Raw genomic sequence first — 17,574 nt, 5'->3', positions numbered from 1 at the left:
TTTATTATAAATAAAATCATGCAGAATATTTTAGTAACTGGTGGACTTGGGTTTATAGGTAGTAATCTAATTGAGTTATTGCTCCTTAAAAAATATAAAGTTTTAAATCTAGATAAGGTTAGTTACTCATCAAATTTTTACAATACAAAAGAGTATCAAAAAGATAAAAATTACAAATTTATAAAATGTGATTTAAATAATAAAAATAAACTTAATAAAATTATTTTTAAATATAAGCCGATTGGTATTTTTAATTTAGCAGCAGAAACTCATGTAGATAGATCTATTGATAGTCCTGAAAGTTTTATTAACAGTAACATTGTGGGTGTTTTTAATTTACTAGAAATCTTTAAAAAATATTCAAAATTAAATAAAAAAACTAAGTTAATCCACATTTCTACAGATGAAGTTTATGGTGATATATTAAAGGGACGATCTCATGAAAACTTTCCTTACAAACCTAGTTCACCTTATGCCGCTAGCAAAGCAGCTTCAGATCATTTTGTAAGTTCATATGTTAGAACCTATGGAATTCCTGCTATAGTCACAAATTGTTCAAATAACTATGGGCCTAAGCAACACCCTGAAAAACTTATACCAAAATTGATTTATAATATTTTAAATAATAAAAGTTTGCCTATTTATGGGAATGGAAAAAATTCAAGAGAGTGGATATATGTAAAAGATCATTGTGAGGCATTAATAAAAGTTTTTCAAAAAGGTAAAATTGGTGAATTTTATAATATAGGTTCAAATAAAAATTTGAATAATCTTGAGATTTGTAAAGCTTTAATAAAAATTGCTAAACAAAATCATGTAATTGGTTCAAATGTTAAGATTAAATTTGTTAAGGATCGACCTGGTCACGACATAAGATATGCACTTGATAGTAAAAAAATATTAAGAACCTTAAGATGGAAGACAAAAATAAATTTTGAGAAAGGTTTGAAGAAAACCTTTTTGTGGTACCTTCATAATAATAATAATTACTACAAATCTATATCTAAAAAGGATATTGTTAAAAGATTGGGTACAAAATGATTAAAAAAGGGATAATTTTAGCTGGAGGAATGGGAACAAGAATGAGTCCTCTTACAAAAGCTGTTAATAAACAACTTTTACCAATTTACGATAAACCTCTTATCTTTTATCCGCTCTCAATACTAATGTTGGCAAAAATTAAAGACATTTTAATTATTGTAAATAACGGACAGTTAAATCAATATAAAAAACTAATTCCTAATGGCAACAATCTAGGAATTAAAATTACCTATTTAGAACAAGACAAACCCAGAGGATTACCTGATGCTTTTGTTTTGGGTGAAAAATTTATAGGTAAAGATAACGTTGCGATGATTTTGGGGGATAATTTTTTCTATGGTCAGAACCTAACTTCAAAATTACTAGACTGTGCAAAAATTAAAAATGGTGCTAAAGTTTTATTACATAGCGTTCAAACACCCGAGTTATTTGGTGTTGCAAAAGTAGATAAAAACAACAAAATTATACAATTAAAAGAAAAGCCAAAAAAATTTATATCTAATAACGCCATAACAGGGTTATATTTTTTTGATAATAAAGTTGTACAGTATTCAAAAAAACTAAGACCATCTAAAAGAGGTGAAGTTGAAATTATTGACCTATTATTAAGATATAAAAAGAATAATAAACTTTCAGCTGATTTTATAGGAAGAGGTGGTGCCTGGTTAGATACAGGTTCAATTGATGATTATTATAAAACAATTGCTTTTGTACAGGCAATTGAAAATAGACAAGGATTTAAAATTGCTTGTATTGAAGAAATTGCATTAAATAATAAATGGATAGGCAAAAAAGAAATTATTAAATCAATAAAATTTTATGGTAATTGTAATTACTCTAAATACTTAAATAATTTAATTTGATGTTAAAAAAAATAGTTATCACTGGTGGTGATGGAAGATTTGCTCAAATTCTTAAAAAAGATAATAACAAATTAGATATCCTCTACCCTGGTAAAAAAGAATTAAATATTCTAGATATCAACTCTATAAATAAATACTTAAAAAAAAATAAACCAAAGTATTTAATTCATGCTGCAGCTTTATCGAGGCCTATGAGCATTCATGACAAGCAAATATCAGAAAGTATTGATTTAAATATAATTGGCACAGCTAATATTGTTAAAGTTTGCTCTAATCTTAAGATTAAACTTATATATTTTTCAACTGGATATGTTTATGAGGGAAAAATTGGAAATTATAAAGAAAAAGATCCTGTTTTACCTGTTAATAATTATGCCTGGTCCAAGTTAGGTGGAGAGTGTGCTGTTGCTATGTATAAAAATTCATTAATCTTAAGAATTACCATGTGTGAAAAACCTTTTTTACATGAATATGCATTTCACGATATCAATGCAAACTTTATGTTTCATGAAGATGTTGTAAAAATTATACCCAAAATTTTAAATAAAACTGGAGTACTTAACGTTGGTGGTAAAATTCAATCTATTTATTCATTTGCCAAAAAAACCAATAAAGATGTTAAAAAAAAATCAGGTAAAAAATTATTTCCAAAAAATGTTTCAATGAACGTTGGGAAATTAAATAAAATTATGAAATGGTAGCGGGAAGTGGAATCGAACCACTGACCTCAGGCTTATGAGTCCTGCGCTCTAACCGACTGAGCTACCCCGCCACTTAATTATTGCTGATTTATAATAGATTTTATTTTTAGTGCAATCAAGTTTTTCCCTGATTTTACTACTGAGTATGTCATATGTGAGTCAAGAATACGTCTTACGAGGTTCCTGCGGACATGAGTCAAACTAACTTTATTCTTAACGTTTAGAGTAAGTTGTCGTCGTTGTTACGACACCGAAAACTTTAGAGGCACCACATCCAAACCAAAAAAGTTGAGTCAAGAAAAGGTAGGGTACCTTACTGATATATAGGAGTCCCTATATTTCATTTAACTTGTTTGTATTCGTGCAAACCATCAATAAAAATACAATCAAATTTTTCATTACTGCTTTTAAAAAATGCATCACTTGATTTTTTGATTGTGCCTCCAGATACTGTATCTACTCCTACTTTTTTCTCTGCTTGAATTTTAGTGAAAACTTCATTAGCAAAACAACCTATCTCTAGATACGACTTAAACTTTTTTTTTAAGTATAATTTACTGAATTAGTTGAAATCTATTTGGCTTATCATTAAAGGAAAAACCAATATTTCCGATGTCTTTTTCTCCAAAATATTTATAAAAAATAAAATTTATTTTTAAAATTTTGAACTAGACAAAAGTCTATTATACTTTTTCTTTACAAAATTTAACATTGGTTATTATTTTTTAATATTAGGACGATAATGAGATTTTCTCAATAAAATAGCATTCGATATTCCTGAAAGAATTGCCTTATTTAATCTTGTCTTGTTGTCATCTGAGATAAATTTAGAATATAAATATTCTTTTAAAGATCTAAAAAAATTAGGTGAAACTTTTCTTAAAGCATAAAAATAATTATAATTTTTCTTAAAAAAATAGAATTTTGACCAAATATAGTGCCAATTTCTATTTATTAAGATTTCAAATTTATAATCTTTTTTGGATGAAGCTGTACCCTCATGTATAAAATTTAAATTTTCAATTATATACATTTTTTTTCCTTTTTTTTTTAATTGATGACACAAATCTGTTGAGTCAAAATATAAAAAAAAATTTTCATCCATAATTTTATTTGATGTAAATTCTTTTTTGTTTAGCAGAAAACATGCTCCATCTATCTCATCCACTTCAATCATGTTAAAATTTTCAATATTGATTTTATTGACTTTATTTTTATGAAAGATTTTAAAATTTTTATGAACAGAGGGATTTTCATATACTGGAGCTAACAAAGTAAAGTCTTTAAATTTTTCAATGCAATCCTCAAGATTTTTCAGCATTTCTGTTGAAAAGCTAACATCTGGAGTAACTATTAAAATAAAATTATGATTACTTTTTTCTACACCTAAATTTACACCACCTGAATAACCTAAATTTTCATTTGGGATAAAGACTTTTGTATTTTGAAATTTTGACTCTAGATTTTTTTTAATTCCATCTTGTAATGAATTTTCTACAACAATAATTTCATGGTGATTTGGAATTTTAGAAATCAAACTTTCAAGCACATGGTCACTTTCAAAAGCAACTATTACAACTGATATGTTCATTTACACTTTTTCAATTATAAAATAGCCATTCCAAAACGTTGGATGCTGATTATACTTTGTTTTAACTTCTAACAAAAGCTTATATTCATCTTTATAGTCAGATAAAAATTTTTTAGTAGCTTTAATTGGATCATCAGAATGATTCCAGCAGATATCATCAACCATAATTAAAGAACCCTTTTTCAAAAGAGGAATGGCTAACTTGAGAGCCTCATATTGATATTCATATGTATGTAATGCATCGTAAAAATAAAAATCAACTTTTTTATTACTTTTTTTTAAATATTCTAAAGCATCCATTTTTAAAAAAAAATGATTTTGTTTCTTTAGACTATCAAATTTATTAAAAAAAAGATTTTCTGAACTTGTTCCATCAAATTCAGAAAAATTATCAACCCCGATAACTTCACATTCTGTATCAATCATTCCACTGAATAAAGAAAATCCATTCCAAATTCCTATATTTAAATAAGATCCACTATTAATATTTTTACAAATTGTATTTATTAAATAAAATGTTGAATATGTTGCCATTTTTTTTACATCAATTAAGCTTAAATAATTTTTTTTTGCTGATTGGTCATTAATTTGTATATTAATTAAATCTCTATACTTTTTAGGAACCAATTTATTAATAGTTTTGTATGTAAGGCTTTCTTCTCTATTCATTAAATTGTCAATAAACCTAAAGTTTATATTACTTAAGATATTTTCAATAAGTTTTGAATTTTTTAGAGTTTTATTTAAATAGTATTGTGCTTTCATAAATTGGTACTAAGAACAAGGACCGACTGAGCTACCCCGCCACTTAATTATTGTTGATTTATAATAGGTTTTTAGTTTAGATCAATCAACTTTTGATCTGTGTATTTATTTTATAATTGTTAAAAGAGTTGAAAAAAGACCTAAAGATAAAATTACTGAACTATAAAAAATAATTTTTCTTTTATTTTCATTTTTTTTCTCAATTCTTACTCTGTTCAATAATTTATTGATATCAACTCTTCTCTTTTGCTTAATTTGATCAACTGTAGTTGCTTTTTTTTGATCATTTTTTTCACTGATATGTTTATTGTCGTGAAAATAGGTTTTTTGCATAAGTCATTAAAACATCAATTATTTAGCCCAGCAACTAAAATTATAAAAATCTAGAACTTTTATCTTTCAGAGGAGTAATCTCTACCTTGGCTGGGTATTTTTGTTTAGCAACCTCAATATATAGATCCATTTTAGAAAGCTCTTCATTAGTATGGTTTGAGGTTACATATCCAAAAGATAGGTTTTTTTTAAAATTAAAAGAATAATTGCCTGAAGTTGTTCTGCCAATAATTTCATCTTTTAAATAAATTGGCTCTTCATGAAGTAATAAAGGATAACCAGGCTTGCTGTCTAACAAGGATAACATAATAAATCTTCTATCATGTTTTTTTTCTTTAACCTTTAATAAACTTTCTTTACCAATAAAGTTAACTTCTTTTCTGTAGCTAATAGCAAAGTTCAATCCTGCTTGATATTGATTTTCTTCTGGTGAAATATCATGCCCCCAATGTAAAAATCCACTCTCCATTCTCATGGTGTCCATTGCATGAGAACCACAATGTGATAAATTGTGATTTTTTCCTTCTTCAATGATTAATTGATAAATTTCTTTAGCATCTTTATTTTCTATATAAAGTTCAAAACCTAATTCGCCCACATAAGATAATCGTTGAGCCCAAACTTTTTTTGAGTTAATTGTTACAAATTTTCCATAACCAAATTTAAATGTTTTATTACTAAAATCATCTTTTGAGATTTTTGTAATTAAGTTTCTACTTTTTGGTCCAAACACTCCAAGACAAGCTAGCTCATCCGTAATATCTTTTAATTCCAAAGTTGGAGATAAATGTTTTAAAATATGTGTTTTATCATGAGTTCTTGTTGCGGCTGAACTTATTATTCTAAAACAATCCTTATCAGTACAAATAACTGTTAAATCAGTTTCAATTCCTCCTGCCTCATTTAACATTTGTGTGTAAGTTGATCTTCCTATTTCGTTTTTAATATTTGCCGTACATATTCTTTGCAATTCACTATGTGCTTGCTCTCCTTTTATTTCATATTTAGAAAAAGGAGAAAGCTCAAATAGACCAACGTTAGTAACTGTATTTTTAGTTTCCAATTCAACTGCAGGATACCAATTTTGATAATCAAAACTATATTTGTATTCTGCTTTTTCATTATTTCTTGCATACCACATAGGTCTTTCGTACTCACCCGATACACCAAAGCATGCTCCCTCTTTTTTTAACTCTTCATGGTAAGGTAATAGTCTTTGATTTCTCGAAGTGTTATGTTGCTTGTAAGGCCAGTGCATTCCATACAAGTCACCAAGAGTTTCTGTTACTCTTTCCATGATAAATTTTTTTGATGAATGAAATTTTTGAAATCTTTTTATATCTAGAGAGAATAAGTCTTCATTCATATATCCATTAATCATCCATTCAGCAGTTACACGACCTGCACCTCCTGAGCTTGCTATACCAATGCTATTAAATCCACAGCAAGTAAAAAGATTATTTACTTCAGCTGTTTCTCCTAAAAGGTATTGAGTATCAGGCGTAAAAGATTCCGGTCCTGAAAAAAATTTTCTAATTCCTGCTGTCTCTAAAATGGGTAATCTTTGAAATGATTTTTCTAAATAAGGTTCAAAATGGTCAAAGTCGTCTGGAAATTCTCCAAATGAAAAATCATCTGGTACTATTCCTTTGTCTTTAAAAGCAGGTTTTGCATTAGGTTCAAATATTCCAACTAACATTTTGCCAGCATCCTCTTTTAAATAAAGACAAGAATTGTAATCTCTCAAAACTGGTAGATTTTTAGGCAATTTATCTAATGGTTCTGTAATTATATAAAAATGTTCATTCGGATATAGGGGTATACTAACTCCAATATCTTCACCCATTTGTCGAGCCCACATCCCGGTTGCTATTACAACATATTCACAGTCAATTTTACCAAATTTAGTTTGAACACCAATAATTTTTTTATTTTTTACTAATATTTTTTCAACTGGAGTTTTTTCAAATATTTGAACCCCTTCCATTTTTGCAGCTTTTGCTAAAACATTAGTCACTCCAACAGGATCTGCTTGACCATCTTCGGGCATGTAAACTCCTCCTAATACATCGTCATCATTAATTACAGGATAAAGTTCTTTAACTCTTTGCTTACTAACGTTTTCAACATTAACATCAAATAATTGAGCAGCAGTTGCTTGTCTCAACAATTCTTGTAATCTTTCAGGTGTGCTTGCAACTGTGATTGCACCATTTTGTTTTAGTCCAGTTGATAAACCAGTTTTTTTTTCTAATTCTTTGTAAAGATTTAAAGAGTATTTACGAAGTCTTGTAATTGTAGCGGATGCTCCCAACTGACCAACAAGACCAGCTGCATGCCAAGTAGTTCCTGACGTTAGTTGGTCTCTTTCTAATAAAATGGTATCTTTCCAGCCATATTTTGCAAGATGATATGTAACAGAGCAACCAGCAACTCCCCCACCAATGACAACAACTTTTGCTTTGGCCGGAAGCATTTTATCCATACTTTTTTACTGGGTTATAGCTTTTTCCGCTGCTACAAATTCGTGTCCAAATACATCAGCAACCGCTTTATAAGTTACCATACCTTTATGGACGTTTAATCCTGCAAGGAAATTTTTATCTTCACCTAAAGCTTTTTGGTAACCTTTGTTAGCAAGTTTAACTAAATAAGGAAGTGTTGCAGCATTTAATGCAATTGTTGAAGTTCTTGGAACTCCCCCTGGCATATTAGCTACACAGTAATGAACTACATCATCAATAATATAAGTTGGATCACCATGGGTTGTTGGTTTACTAGTTTCAACACAGCCTCCTTGATCAATTGCAACATCAACAATAACAGATCCTCTTTGCATCAATTTTAACATTGGTTTAGTAATTAACTTTGGAGCCTCGGCACCTGGAATTAAAACACCTCCAATTAATAAATCGGCTTTTGCAACTAATTTATTTAAATCAGTCTTATCACTTTGTTCTGGAATTATTTTATCTCCAAACATTTCAACTAATTGTTTCAATCTTGATTCAGATTTATCAACAATATGAACTTTTGCTTGCATACCTGTTGCAATTACAGCAGCATTTTCTCCAACTACACCGCCACCTAAAATAACAACAGTTCCACCTTCAACTCCAGGAGCACCTCCCAATAAAAGTCCTCTGCCTTTTTGATTTTTTTCTAAACAATGCGCACCAGCTTGAACCGACATACGTCCAGCAACTGCACTCATTGGAGCTAGTAATGGCAATCTTCCATTGTCATCTGTAACCGTTTCATAAGCTATACAAACACCTTTAGATTTAATTAAGCCTTCTGTTAATTCTTTAGCTGCTGCTAAATGTAAATAAGTATAAACAATCTGATTTTCTCTAATCATCTTAACTTCACCTGATTGAGGCTCTTTTACTTTAACAATAATGTCTGCATCATTGAAAATATCTTCAGCTTTATCAACTATTTTAGCACCAACACCTGTGTATTGATCATTTTCAAAACCAGCTTCAAAACCACCATTATTTTCAACTAAAACTTCATGACCCTCTGATATTAAAGTTTTTACACTCTCGGGTGTTAATCCAATACGATGTTCTTGAGGTTTGATTTCTTTAGGTACACCAATTTTCATAACTCTCTATCTCTCTCTCTCTTTAATTTAAAATTTTAAAGTTTTTAATTTTTTTGATTTTTTTGATAGTTAGTAATACCAGTTCTTAACTTTTCAATAATCTCATCAATGTGTTTTTCTTCACAAATAAATTGAGGAGCTATAATCAAACAATCTCCTGTAGCCTTAAAGTTAACACCAGCTTCATAGCATGCTTTAAAACATTCATAGCCAGCTTTACCTGGTTTAGTATTTAGTTTCATGTCTATACCACCCATCATTCCATATCCTCTAATATTATCTACTGACTCTAGATCTTGAAGAGAGAACAGCCCTTTTTGAAAATAAGGAGCTAAGTTTTTTGCTCTATTAAAAATATCATCTTTTTCAAAAATATCTTGAACCGCAAGAGCAGCCGCAACTGCAACTGGAATTCCTGAATAAGTGTAGCCATGAAATAATTCAACAGCACCAGTTGGTGAAGCATCCATTACCGCATCATAAATATAATCATTACATGCAACAACACCCATAGGTACAACACCATTTGTTGTAGCTTTAGCCATTGTCATAATATCAGGAGTTACACCAAACTCTTGAGCACCAAATTTAGAACCTGTTCTTCCCCAACCAGTAATTACTTCGTCAAAAATTAAAAGTATTCCATGTTTGTCACAGATCTCTCTTAATTTCTGTAAATATCCTTTTGGTGGAACTAGTGTTCCAGTTGATCCAGCAATAGGCTCAACAATACAAGCAGCTATATTTTCGCCACCAAAGTTTTGACAAATAGTTTCTAAATCATTTGCTAAGTAGTCCCCTGTTTCCGGTTGACCACTAACAAATTTATGCTCTGGCAAATGTGTATGACTAATATGTTGAACACCTGGCATTAAAACACTTGCGAATGTTTTAACATTGTTCACCATTCCACCAACTGAAATACAGCCAATGTTCATTCCATGGTAACCCCTCTCACGGCCAACAAACCTAAATCTTTCTGCATGACCTTTTGCTCTATGATAAGCTATAGCAATTTTAAGTGCAGTCTCAACGGCTGTAGATCCGCATATAGTAAAAAACATTTTGTTTAAGTCACCAGGTGTATGTTTTGAAATTTTTGTAGCAAGCTCAAATGAGCCACCAAAACCTTGTTGAAAAGGTTGTGCGTAGTCTAATGTTTCTAATTGTTTTGTAACAGCTTCTGTAATTTCTCTTCTACCATGACCAAGTGGATTACAAAATAAACCTGAGCTCGCATCTATCTGTGTTTTGCCATGATGAGTTTTTAAATAAACCCCTTTAGCTTCTGTAATTAATCTTGGGTTTGCTTTAAAATCTTTATTAGATGTAAAAGGCATCCAATGTTCATTTAGTGAATTAGGTACGGCAGTTCTATTTTCTGAGCTCATAAATTTCTCTCTGTTTATGTGTTGTTTAATAAATTCTATTTTTAAGTATTAGACTAAATCATAATGTTTTCTAGGATTATTTTTTTTAGAATCTTTCTTAAGTAAATACAACTTACAGGTGTAAAAAATTTGTTTTACATCCTTTCGAATTTCAATTTAAATACATGTAATTTAATTAAATTACTAACAGAGGAATAATAATGAAAAAAATACTTAGTTTTATTCTTGGTGCTGTAGTTGCTCTTAACTTATCTATATCAGTTGCAAATTCAGCTGCTAAAGAAGTTAGAGTTGCATTCTTTTTAGAATGGCCTACTCCAAACCAAGAAGATAAAGTTAAAGGATTGTACGAAAAAGCATTGGGTGTACCTGTTAAGTGGACAAACTTCACTAACGGTGGTGCAATGACTGATGCAATGTTAGCAGGAGATATTGATATCTCTTACTCACAAGGTTTAGTTCCTTTTATCAATGCTGTAAAATCAAAAGCGCCTATCAAATTAATTGATGTCGCTATGGAATACGGGATGGGTGGAACAACTTGTGTAACATCAAATGCTTCAGGAATCACAAAAGCAAATGGTTCTGAATTAGAAGGTAAAAAAGTTGCTGTTCCACTTGGAACAATGGCTGAATACGTTTTTGATGAAAGTATGAAAGTTGTTGGTGCTGACAGAAAAAAAATGGATATCATTCAAATGGACCCTGAAGAAGGTGCTGCTGCATTAGTTAGTGGCGATGTTGTAATGGCTTGTTTATTTGGTGGTAATTCTATCAAAGCTGCAACAGCCGTTGGTTCTAGACTTTTAACAGTTCAAGAAGCTAGAGATGCTGGAATATTAGGTATCGATATTACTTCTGTAACTACAAAGTTTATGAAAGAAAATCCTGGAATGGTTAGAACTTTTATAGAAGTAACTCACGAAGCTAATGCTAGATACAAAGCAGGTAAATCTGACTTAAATGTTATAGCAAAAGATGCTGAAATGAAACTTGGTGATATGAAAGAAACTATTGGTGGATTTAAATTTCTAGATGCACAAGAAACAAAAGCATCTATGGAAAGTGGTAACTTACATAAGTTCCTTCAAGGTATGGGTACACCTAGAGGAAATGTAGATACTAGTTTCTTACCTCTATAATATTACAGAGATATAAAAGTTTAATAGGCACCAAAATTTTTTGGTGCCTATTTTTATTAAAAATTCTAATATAAAATTATTCAATGAGCGAATTAGTTTCTCAAGATCTGAACATGATTTTTAAAACTCCTAAAGGAGAAACTGTTCATGCTTTAAAAGATGTAAATTTCACTTTAAAAAAAGGTGAGCTCTTAACTGTCCTTGGTCCATCTGGTTGTGGAAAAACAACTTTATTAAATATTACCGCAGGATTTATTAGACCAACATCAGGAAAGATTACTTTAAATAATAATGAAATTGATGGACCTGGTGTTGAACGAGGAATGGTTTTTCAACAAGGCGCTTTATTTGAATGGTTAACAGTTTCTGAGAACGTTAACTTTGGTCTTCGTATGAAAAAAGAAGATCCTGTAATAACTCAGAAAAAAGTTGATGAATGGCTTGATATTGTTGGTCTTAAAGGGTTTGGCAATACTCCAACTTATCAATTATCAGGTGGAATGCAGCAGAGAGTAGCGCTTGCAAGATGTTTGATTAATGACCCTGATTTAATTTTAATGGATGAACCTCTTGGTGCATTAGATGCTTTGACAAGAGAAAAAATGCAATCTTTAGTATTAAAAATTTGGAAAGAAACTGGAAAGACAATTATTTTAATAACACACTCTGTTGAAGAAGCGTTATTACTTGGTGAAAGATTATATGTAATGGCGCCAAGACCAGGAAGAATACATAAAGAATACAAATTACCTTTTGCAAACAGAGGATTAAAAGAAGATTTAAGAGAAATTAAAAAAGATAAAGAATTTTCGAAAACACGAGAAGAAATCTTAACTATGATTTGGAATATGGAAGAAGAAATTATGGGTAAAGAATGAAATGATTACACAAATTCTTACAATATTAATCTTAATTACAATTATTGGATCTATTGTTTATGGTCGAAGATTAATTCAAACTGAAAAAATTGATGCAGTTTTTGGTAATCCAGAAAGATCCAAAGGTGGTACACATTGGGTAGTTTTAGGAAGTTGTTCATTACTTTTAATTTGGATGTATTATTCTTGGGATATTGCGAGAGGTTTTTATCCAAAATCTGCTAATGAGCTTTGTCAGGTAGCTAAAATTAACGACTCTCTTTTAGGATTGAAATATCAATTTCCAATAGAACAAAGAGAATTAAAAAGTACAGCCCAAATAAAAAAGGAAAATGAAAATATTAGAAGCTTATTAACTGAAATCCAAAATTCAGGTGTAAGTGCTCAGCAAAAAGAAATTTTAATTGGTTTTCTTAATAAAACTTCTCAATTAATCCCATTATTAACTAATGAAGATTTAATTGAAAATAAAACAAAAGAAAAAATAAATGAAATAACAGGAAAAATTAATCTATTAACTGAAAATTTTAAAAAGCCTGAATATCCTTTTGAAACTGAACAACAACTTCAAGAAAGACTTGATGCAGCAAATAAAGAAGGTGGTTGGGGTATAGTAAAAGTTGATGCTGGATCTGGATCTATTGAAAATACCCTAGAGGTACCATTAATCCCCTCAACCAATTTAGGTTTAAAATTTCATGTGGCTGCAGAAGAAATAGGTTTAATAAGTGAAGAGTTTTTTAAATTAAGAAATCATAATTCACAATTTAAAGATCAGATTAATGAGATTAAAGATCAAATAAAAATTTACAGAGGTGAATTAAATGAAAGTGAAGATGTTGCCTCTGAATATGCTAAAAATATTGTTAAAATTGCAAGACGTATAGAGTTTGCAAGCATCTATCCACCTAATGCCCTTGATAATTTACAAGGAGCAGTTGTTAATTTTGACAACGCAAAAAATGAAATTCAAGGTGGGTTAAGATTAGTTGATATTTTCTTATTTCCTGCAGGAACTATTGTAGCTAGTGGTCAAAGTTGTTCAGAGCAAGGTTCAGGAAGATGGCTTCCAAAACCATCTGATACTTTTAATAAATTTATACTGATGTCTAATCCTAGTGTTGGCTATAAAGATGTTCCTCTTTTATGGATACAATTAATTGATGTTAGTCAAATAATTGGTTTCATTTTGCCTGATTGGCTTGCAGATATTATACCTGGTGAGTACCCTATTCACACTAAAGAAGGTATTGTTGAGCAGAACTTTAAAGGAAATGTTTTAAAAATTGTTACAGGTGACTTTAGTTTATTTAAAGTTCCTGTTCCTTACGGGCATATCTGGGACTCTTTCTTAAGAGTTTTATTAGGATTAATTTTTGGAATAATAATTGGTGTTCCTTTAGGATTATTTATGGGTCTTAATAGATTTGCTAAAGGATTTTTTGATCCTTTAATCGAGCTTTATAGACCGGTACCCCCTCTAGCATGGGCTCCTTTAATTATTTCTGTACTTGGAATTGATAATTCAGGAAAAATCTTCTTATTATTCATGGTCTCTTTATCTATTATGATTATCTCAGCAAGAGCTGGAGCATCTGGAACGCAATTGTCAAAAATCCATGCAGCTCACTCTCTAGGGGCATCAAAAAAACAAATATTAAGGTATGTAATATTTCCAAATTCTTTGCCAGAAATATTAACGGGTATAAGAGTTGCAGTTGGTATGTGTTGGGGAACTCTAGTTGCAGCTGAATTTTTAGCAGGTACAACAGGGATAGGGTTTGTTGAAAACGTTGCTAAGAAATATTTCCAATATGAAGTTATTTGGATTACAATTTTTATAATGGGAATGCTTGGTTTATTGTTTGATGTTACCTTAAGAAAGCTTATAGATAAATACATTCCTTGGCGTGGAAAAGGTTAATTGGATTAATTTATTAAATAATGAGAATTTTAATTACTGGTGGATGTGGGTTTATTGGATCAAACTTATGTATTTTTTTAACTAAAAAAAAATACAGAGTTTCATCTCTAGACAATCTTTCAAGAAAAGGATCGAGGTATAATCTAAATTTATTAAAAAAACAAAAGATTAAAAATTACAAAGTAAATATCGAAAATTTTAAACAAACTTCCAAATTACCAAAGTTTGATATTATTATTGATTGTTGTGCTGAAGCAGCTGTGGAAGTTTCAAAAAATAAATTTGATAAAGTAATAAATACAAATTTAATTGGTACTATTAATATTTTAAAAAAAGCCAAAAATGATAAATCAAAAATAATATTTTTATCATCTAGCCGTGTTTATCCTATTAATGAAATGAATGATACTGTCAAAAAAAAAATTTTAAATAGAAATTTAGTTATAAAAAAAACATTTAATGAAAAATCTAAAATAGATGGTCCAAAATCGATTTATGGATTAACAAAATTAGCTTCTGAAATGTTTATCGAAGAGTTTTCTTATGCTTTTAATTTGAAATATATCATTAATAGATGTGGCGTGGTTTCTGGTCCTTTACAATTTGGAAAACAAGATCAGGGATTTGTTAGTCTTTGGATTTGGAAACATTTAACACAAGGTAAATTAAAATATTTTGGATATGGTGGATTCGGTAATCAAGTAAGAGACATTCTGCATGTTTATGATTTGTGTGAACTCATAAATATTCAAATTAAAAAAATGCACTTAATTAATAATAAGTTATTTACAGTTGGTGGATCTATAAAAAACACAATCTCTCTTAAAAAGCTAACAAAAATATGTGAAAAAATTACAAATAAAAGATTAAAAATTTCAAAAATTAAAAAAACATCGATCTATGATATACCATATTATGTAACTGATAATTCAAAAGTTACAAAAACTTATAGCTGGAAACCAAAAAAGACTGTAATAAATACTATTAAAGATACTTACAATTGGCTAACAAGTGATAAATCTAAAATAATTAAATATTTTTAATGTCAACTATAATCATAACAGGATCAACAGGTTTGGTTGGATCAGAGTCTGTAGATTTTTTTTGTAAAAAAGGATTTGATGTTATTGGTATCGATAATAATTTGCGAAGTTTTTTTTTTGGTAAAGAAGGATCAACTGAATGGGTAAAAAAAAAACTTTTAAAAAGATTTAATAATTTTTATAATTATAATACAGATATAAGAAACTTAAATAGTTTGAAAAAGATATTTCAAAAATACAAAAAAAATATTTCTCTAGTTATTCATTGTGCTGCTCAACCATCTCATGACTATGGTAAAAATTTTCCAATCTTAGATTTTAATGTTAATGCTACAGGGACTTTAAATTTATTGGAAATGACAAAACTTTTCTGTCCTGATGCACCTTTTATATTTATGTCTACAAATAAAGTTTATGGAGATAATCCTAATAAACTAAGTCTAATTGAAAAATCAAAACGATGGGAAATTAAAAAAAGCCACATTAATTACAAGGGAATAAATGAAAATTTTTCTATAGATAACTGCACACATAGTTTTTTTGGTGTCTCAAAAACTTATGCTGATTTAATCGTTCAGGAATATGGTAAAAACCTTGGTTTAAAAACTGTTTCTTTTAGAGGTGGCTGCATTACAGGTCCAAATCACTCTGGAGCTAAACTACATGGTTTTTTATCATATCTAGTTAAAACAGGTATTTCAAAAAAAAAATATTCACTAATTGGCTATAAAGGGAAACAAGTTAGAGACAATCTTCACAGCCACGATCTGGTAAACTGTTTTTGGGAATTTTTCAAAAAACCAAAGTATGGTGAAGTTTATAATATAGGTGGTGGTAGATATTCTAATTGTTCAATTTTAGAGGCTCTAGAATTGGTTGAAAATATTAAAAAAATTAATATTAAAAAAGAGATTATTAAAAAAAATAGAGTTGGTGATCATATGTGGTACATTTCAGATACAAGAAAGTTCAGAAAAGACTTTCCAAATTGGAAGCAGAAATATAATACAAAACGGATAATCGAAGAATTAATAGATAGTAATTAGTCTATTTAGATTTGGATATAATTCCTATCTCACCCTTCAATTCTAAAGACAAATATACTTCATTTAATTGATTATTATAAATTAAATCTCTTATTCTCTCCCCAATAAAAATTCTCTCATAATAAACAATTTTATTAAAATTTTCATCAAATTTAACTCTATATAAATATTTTCCATTTAAAGAAGCAACTAAAAAATTATCTTGCCACATATCAGAAAAGTTATTTGGTAATTTTATAATCTCTGAAATACCAATTGCTGGTATAAAAGAAAAAATTGGTTCAATAAAACCATGTTGTTTGTGATTTTTTTTATAATTAGGTGGTTCATTAGACTGACCTCGCGAATACTTTTCTCCATATGATGAAACGGGCCATCCATAACTATTACCTTTTTGTAATTTGTTTATTTCATCACCAGCAAATGGTCCATGTTCGGTTGAAAGAATAATATTTTCATCAGCGTACATTCCTATAATATTTCTATGTCCACTTGTAAAAATCTCATATTTTCCTGTTAATGAGTTAATTAATAATGTTTTACCACAAATGCTATCAGAATTTAAATTTTCCATACCTTCATTATCAGCTGAGGAATTTACACTCAAAATAATTTGATCTTTATTTCCTTTATAGGATTGTATTTTTCCTGAGTGTACAGCGTGTCTAAAAAAACATTTTTTTGACTGTAATTGTGTTATAGTTTGGAAATTCAATTGATCAAAATTTATATTTGCTCTAGCGACATGTAGTTCTGTATTATTATTGTTAATTTTTTTTCCAGAAACGTAAATTAAATCATCCACTATGAAGGTATCTAAAATAGTATCGAAATTTAAATTTGAAGGAATTGTTTTTAAAAAATTTATATCTTTTTTAATTTCATCAAATTTTGCAAATCTAAATGATCCAAACCGATCGGTAATAACTAAGTTATCATTATATTGTTCTAAATAGAAAGTATAGCATTTACCAAAATAACAATCATTCAAAGTTAAAAAGTCTAAATCAATTTTTTTATATTCTAGTTTTATGAATTGTGTGTTTGGTAAAAACTCTTCTCTATAATCGTTAAAGATATGATTACTAATAGTATTTTTCTTAATAATTGATTTTATTATTCTTCTACTATCTTTAATTGAAGGTTCGTTTGAATTAATGATATAAATTAAAGAGCAAATAAATATTATAAATAATAAATAAAACATATAGACACTAATTTTTTTTATAATTGTCAAATAATTCAT

General features: G+C 29.0%; 15 protein-coding genes and 1 tRNA gene. 8 read left to right on the top strand and 8 right to left on the bottom strand.

Annotated features, from left to right (window positions below; genetic code table 11):
• Positions 1-18: 18 nt before the first annotated feature.
• The 3 genes from rfbB to AC5SLO_RS01895 are packed head-to-tail and all read left to right on the top strand — an operon-like array spanning position 19 to position 2,605.
• Positions 19-1,041, top strand: a complete 1,023-nt coding sequence (gene rfbB / locus AC5SLO_RS01905; RefSeq protein WP_494573521.1) for a dTDP-glucose 4,6-dehydratase — start codon at positions 19-21, stop codon at positions 1,039-1,041.
• Positions 1,038-1,904: a sugar nucleotidyltransferase gene (locus tag AC5SLO_RS01900; RefSeq protein ID WP_494573520.1), complete on the top strand. Its 867-nt coding sequence runs from the start codon at positions 1,038-1,040 to the stop codon at positions 1,902-1,904. Before rfbB ends, AC5SLO_RS01900 begins: the two co-directional genes overlap by 4 nt.
• The gene (locus tag AC5SLO_RS01895; protein ID WP_494573519.1) at positions 1,904-2,605 is read left to right on the top strand and encodes a sugar nucleotide-binding protein; all 702 of its coding nucleotides are present in this window, start codon (positions 1,904-1,906) and stop codon (positions 2,603-2,605) included. Before AC5SLO_RS01900 ends, AC5SLO_RS01895 begins: the two co-directional genes overlap by 1 nt.
• Here the strand turns inward: AC5SLO_RS01895 and AC5SLO_RS01890 are convergent.
• From AC5SLO_RS01890 to aptA, 7 genes are all read right to left on the bottom strand, one after another.
• Positions 2,600-2,676, bottom strand: a tRNA-Met gene (locus AC5SLO_RS01890). The genes AC5SLO_RS01895 and AC5SLO_RS01890 overlap by 6 nt on opposite strands.
• Positions 2,677-3,323: 647 nt before the next feature.
• A complete protein-coding gene (locus tag AC5SLO_RS01885; protein ID WP_494573518.1) occupies positions 3,324-4,196 on the bottom strand; it encodes a glycosyltransferase family 2 protein in 873 nt (290 codons plus the stop codon).
• Positions 4,197-4,961 (bottom strand): class I SAM-dependent methyltransferase, encoded by a 765-nt coding sequence (locus AC5SLO_RS01880; RefSeq protein ID WP_494573517.1) that lies wholly within the window; start codon positions 4,959-4,961, stop codon positions 4,197-4,199. It lies immediately after the preceding gene.
• A gap of 105 nt (positions 4,962-5,066) precedes the next feature.
• Positions 5,067-5,294: a hypothetical protein gene (locus AC5SLO_RS01875; protein WP_494573516.1), complete on the bottom strand. Its 228-nt coding sequence runs from the start codon at positions 5,292-5,294 to the stop codon at positions 5,067-5,069.
• A 40-nt stretch (positions 5,295-5,334) separates the two neighbouring features.
• The gene (locus AC5SLO_RS01870) at positions 5,335-7,779 is read right to left on the bottom strand and encodes a GcvT family protein (RefSeq protein ID WP_494573515.1); all 2,445 of its coding nucleotides are present in this window, start codon (positions 7,777-7,779) and stop codon (positions 5,335-5,337) included.
• Between the two features lie 6 nt (positions 7,780-7,785).
• Complete coding sequence (gene ald / locus AC5SLO_RS01865; RefSeq protein ID WP_494573514.1) at positions 7,786-8,904, bottom strand: alanine dehydrogenase; 1,119 nt, start codon at positions 8,902-8,904, stop codon at positions 7,786-7,788.
• A gap of 44 nt (positions 8,905-8,948) precedes the next feature.
• A complete protein-coding gene (gene aptA / locus AC5SLO_RS01860) occupies positions 8,949-10,295 on the bottom strand; it encodes an omega-aminotransferase AptA (RefSeq protein ID WP_494573513.1) in 1,347 nt (448 codons plus the stop codon).
• A gap of 200 nt (positions 10,296-10,495) precedes the next feature.
• Between aptA and AC5SLO_RS01855 the strand changes: the two genes are divergently transcribed.
• From AC5SLO_RS01855 to AC5SLO_RS01835, 5 genes are all read left to right on the top strand, one after another.
• Positions 10,496-11,437: an ABC transporter substrate-binding protein gene (locus AC5SLO_RS01855; RefSeq protein WP_494573512.1), complete on the top strand. Its 942-nt coding sequence runs from the start codon at positions 10,496-10,498 to the stop codon at positions 11,435-11,437.
• A gap of 83 nt (positions 11,438-11,520) precedes the next feature.
• Positions 11,521-12,315: a taurine ABC transporter ATP-binding protein gene (locus AC5SLO_RS01850; RefSeq protein ID WP_494573511.1), complete on the top strand. Its 795-nt coding sequence runs from the start codon at positions 11,521-11,523 to the stop codon at positions 12,313-12,315.
• A gap of 1 nt (position 12,316) precedes the next feature.
• Positions 12,317-14,239, top strand: a complete 1,923-nt coding sequence (locus AC5SLO_RS01845; protein ID WP_494573510.1) for an ABC transporter permease — start codon at positions 12,317-12,319, stop codon at positions 14,237-14,239.
• A 20-nt stretch (positions 14,240-14,259) separates the two neighbouring features.
• Entirely contained in the window at positions 14,260-15,282 is a 1,023-nt protein-coding gene (locus tag AC5SLO_RS01840) for an NAD-dependent epimerase/dehydratase family protein (protein WP_494573509.1), read from the top strand.
• A complete protein-coding gene (locus AC5SLO_RS01835) occupies positions 15,282-16,328 on the top strand; it encodes an NAD-dependent epimerase/dehydratase family protein (protein ID WP_494573508.1) in 1,047 nt (348 codons plus the stop codon). Before AC5SLO_RS01840 ends, AC5SLO_RS01835 begins: the two co-directional genes overlap by 1 nt.
• A 1-nt stretch (position 16,329) precedes the next feature.
• Here the strand turns inward: AC5SLO_RS01835 and AC5SLO_RS01830 are convergent, their stop codons facing one another.
• Positions 16,330-17,574: a PQQ-dependent sugar dehydrogenase gene (locus AC5SLO_RS01830; RefSeq protein ID WP_494573507.1), complete on the bottom strand. Its 1,245-nt coding sequence runs from the start codon at positions 17,572-17,574 to the stop codon at positions 16,330-16,332.

It is taken from the genome of Candidatus Pelagibacter sp. PS_44 (assembly GCF_059417735.1).
Note: the sequence above shows the minus strand (reverse complement) of the source record. Positions and strands in the feature narration are given on the sequence as shown.

Bases quoted from the DNA above. Each gene is read 5' to 3' on its own strand.
- aptA (WP_494573513.1), bottom strand. From the start codon at position 10,295: ATGAGCTCAGAAAATAGAACTGCCGTACCTAATTCACTAAATGAACAT.
- AC5SLO_RS01870 (WP_494573515.1), bottom strand. From the start codon at position 7,779: ATGGATAAAATGCTTCCGGCCAAAGCAAAAGTTGTTGTCATTGGTGGG.
- rfbB (WP_494573521.1), top strand. From the start codon at position 19: ATGCAGAATATTTTAGTAACTGGTGGACTTGGGTTTATAGGTAGTAAT.
- AC5SLO_RS01840 (WP_494573509.1), top strand. From the start codon at position 14,260: ATGAGAATTTTAATTACTGGTGGATGTGGGTTTATTGGATCAAACTTA.
- AC5SLO_RS01875 (WP_494573516.1), bottom strand. From the start codon at position 5,294: ATGCAAAAAACCTATTTTCACGACAATAAACATATCAGTGAAAAAAAT.
- ald (WP_494573514.1), bottom strand. From the start codon at position 8,904: ATGAAAATTGGTGTACCTAAAGAAATCAAACCTCAAGAACATCGTATT.
- AC5SLO_RS01835 (WP_494573508.1), top strand. From the start codon at position 15,282: ATGTCAACTATAATCATAACAGGATCAACAGGTTTGGTTGGATCAGAG.
- AC5SLO_RS01895 (WP_494573519.1), top strand. From the start codon at position 1,904: ATGTTAAAAAAAATAGTTATCACTGGTGGTGATGGAAGATTTGCTCAA.
- AC5SLO_RS01880 (WP_494573517.1), bottom strand. From the start codon at position 4,961: ATGAAAGCACAATACTATTTAAATAAAACTCTAAAAAATTCAAAACTT.
- AC5SLO_RS01900 (WP_494573520.1), top strand. From the start codon at position 1,038: ATGATTAAAAAAGGGATAATTTTAGCTGGAGGAATGGGAACAAGAATG.
- AC5SLO_RS01845 (WP_494573510.1), top strand. From the start codon at position 12,317: ATGATTACACAAATTCTTACAATATTAATCTTAATTACAATTATTGGA.
- AC5SLO_RS01830 (WP_494573507.1), bottom strand. From the start codon at position 17,574: ATGAATTATTTGACAATTATAAAAAAAATTAGTGTCTATATGTTTTAT.
- AC5SLO_RS01850 (WP_494573511.1), top strand. From the start codon at position 11,521: ATGAGCGAATTAGTTTCTCAAGATCTGAACATGATTTTTAAAACTCCT.
- AC5SLO_RS01855 (WP_494573512.1), top strand. From the start codon at position 10,496: ATGAAAAAAATACTTAGTTTTATTCTTGGTGCTGTAGTTGCTCTTAAC.
- AC5SLO_RS01885 (WP_494573518.1), bottom strand. From the start codon at position 4,196: ATGAACATATCAGTTGTAATAGTTGCTTTTGAAAGTGACCATGTGCTT.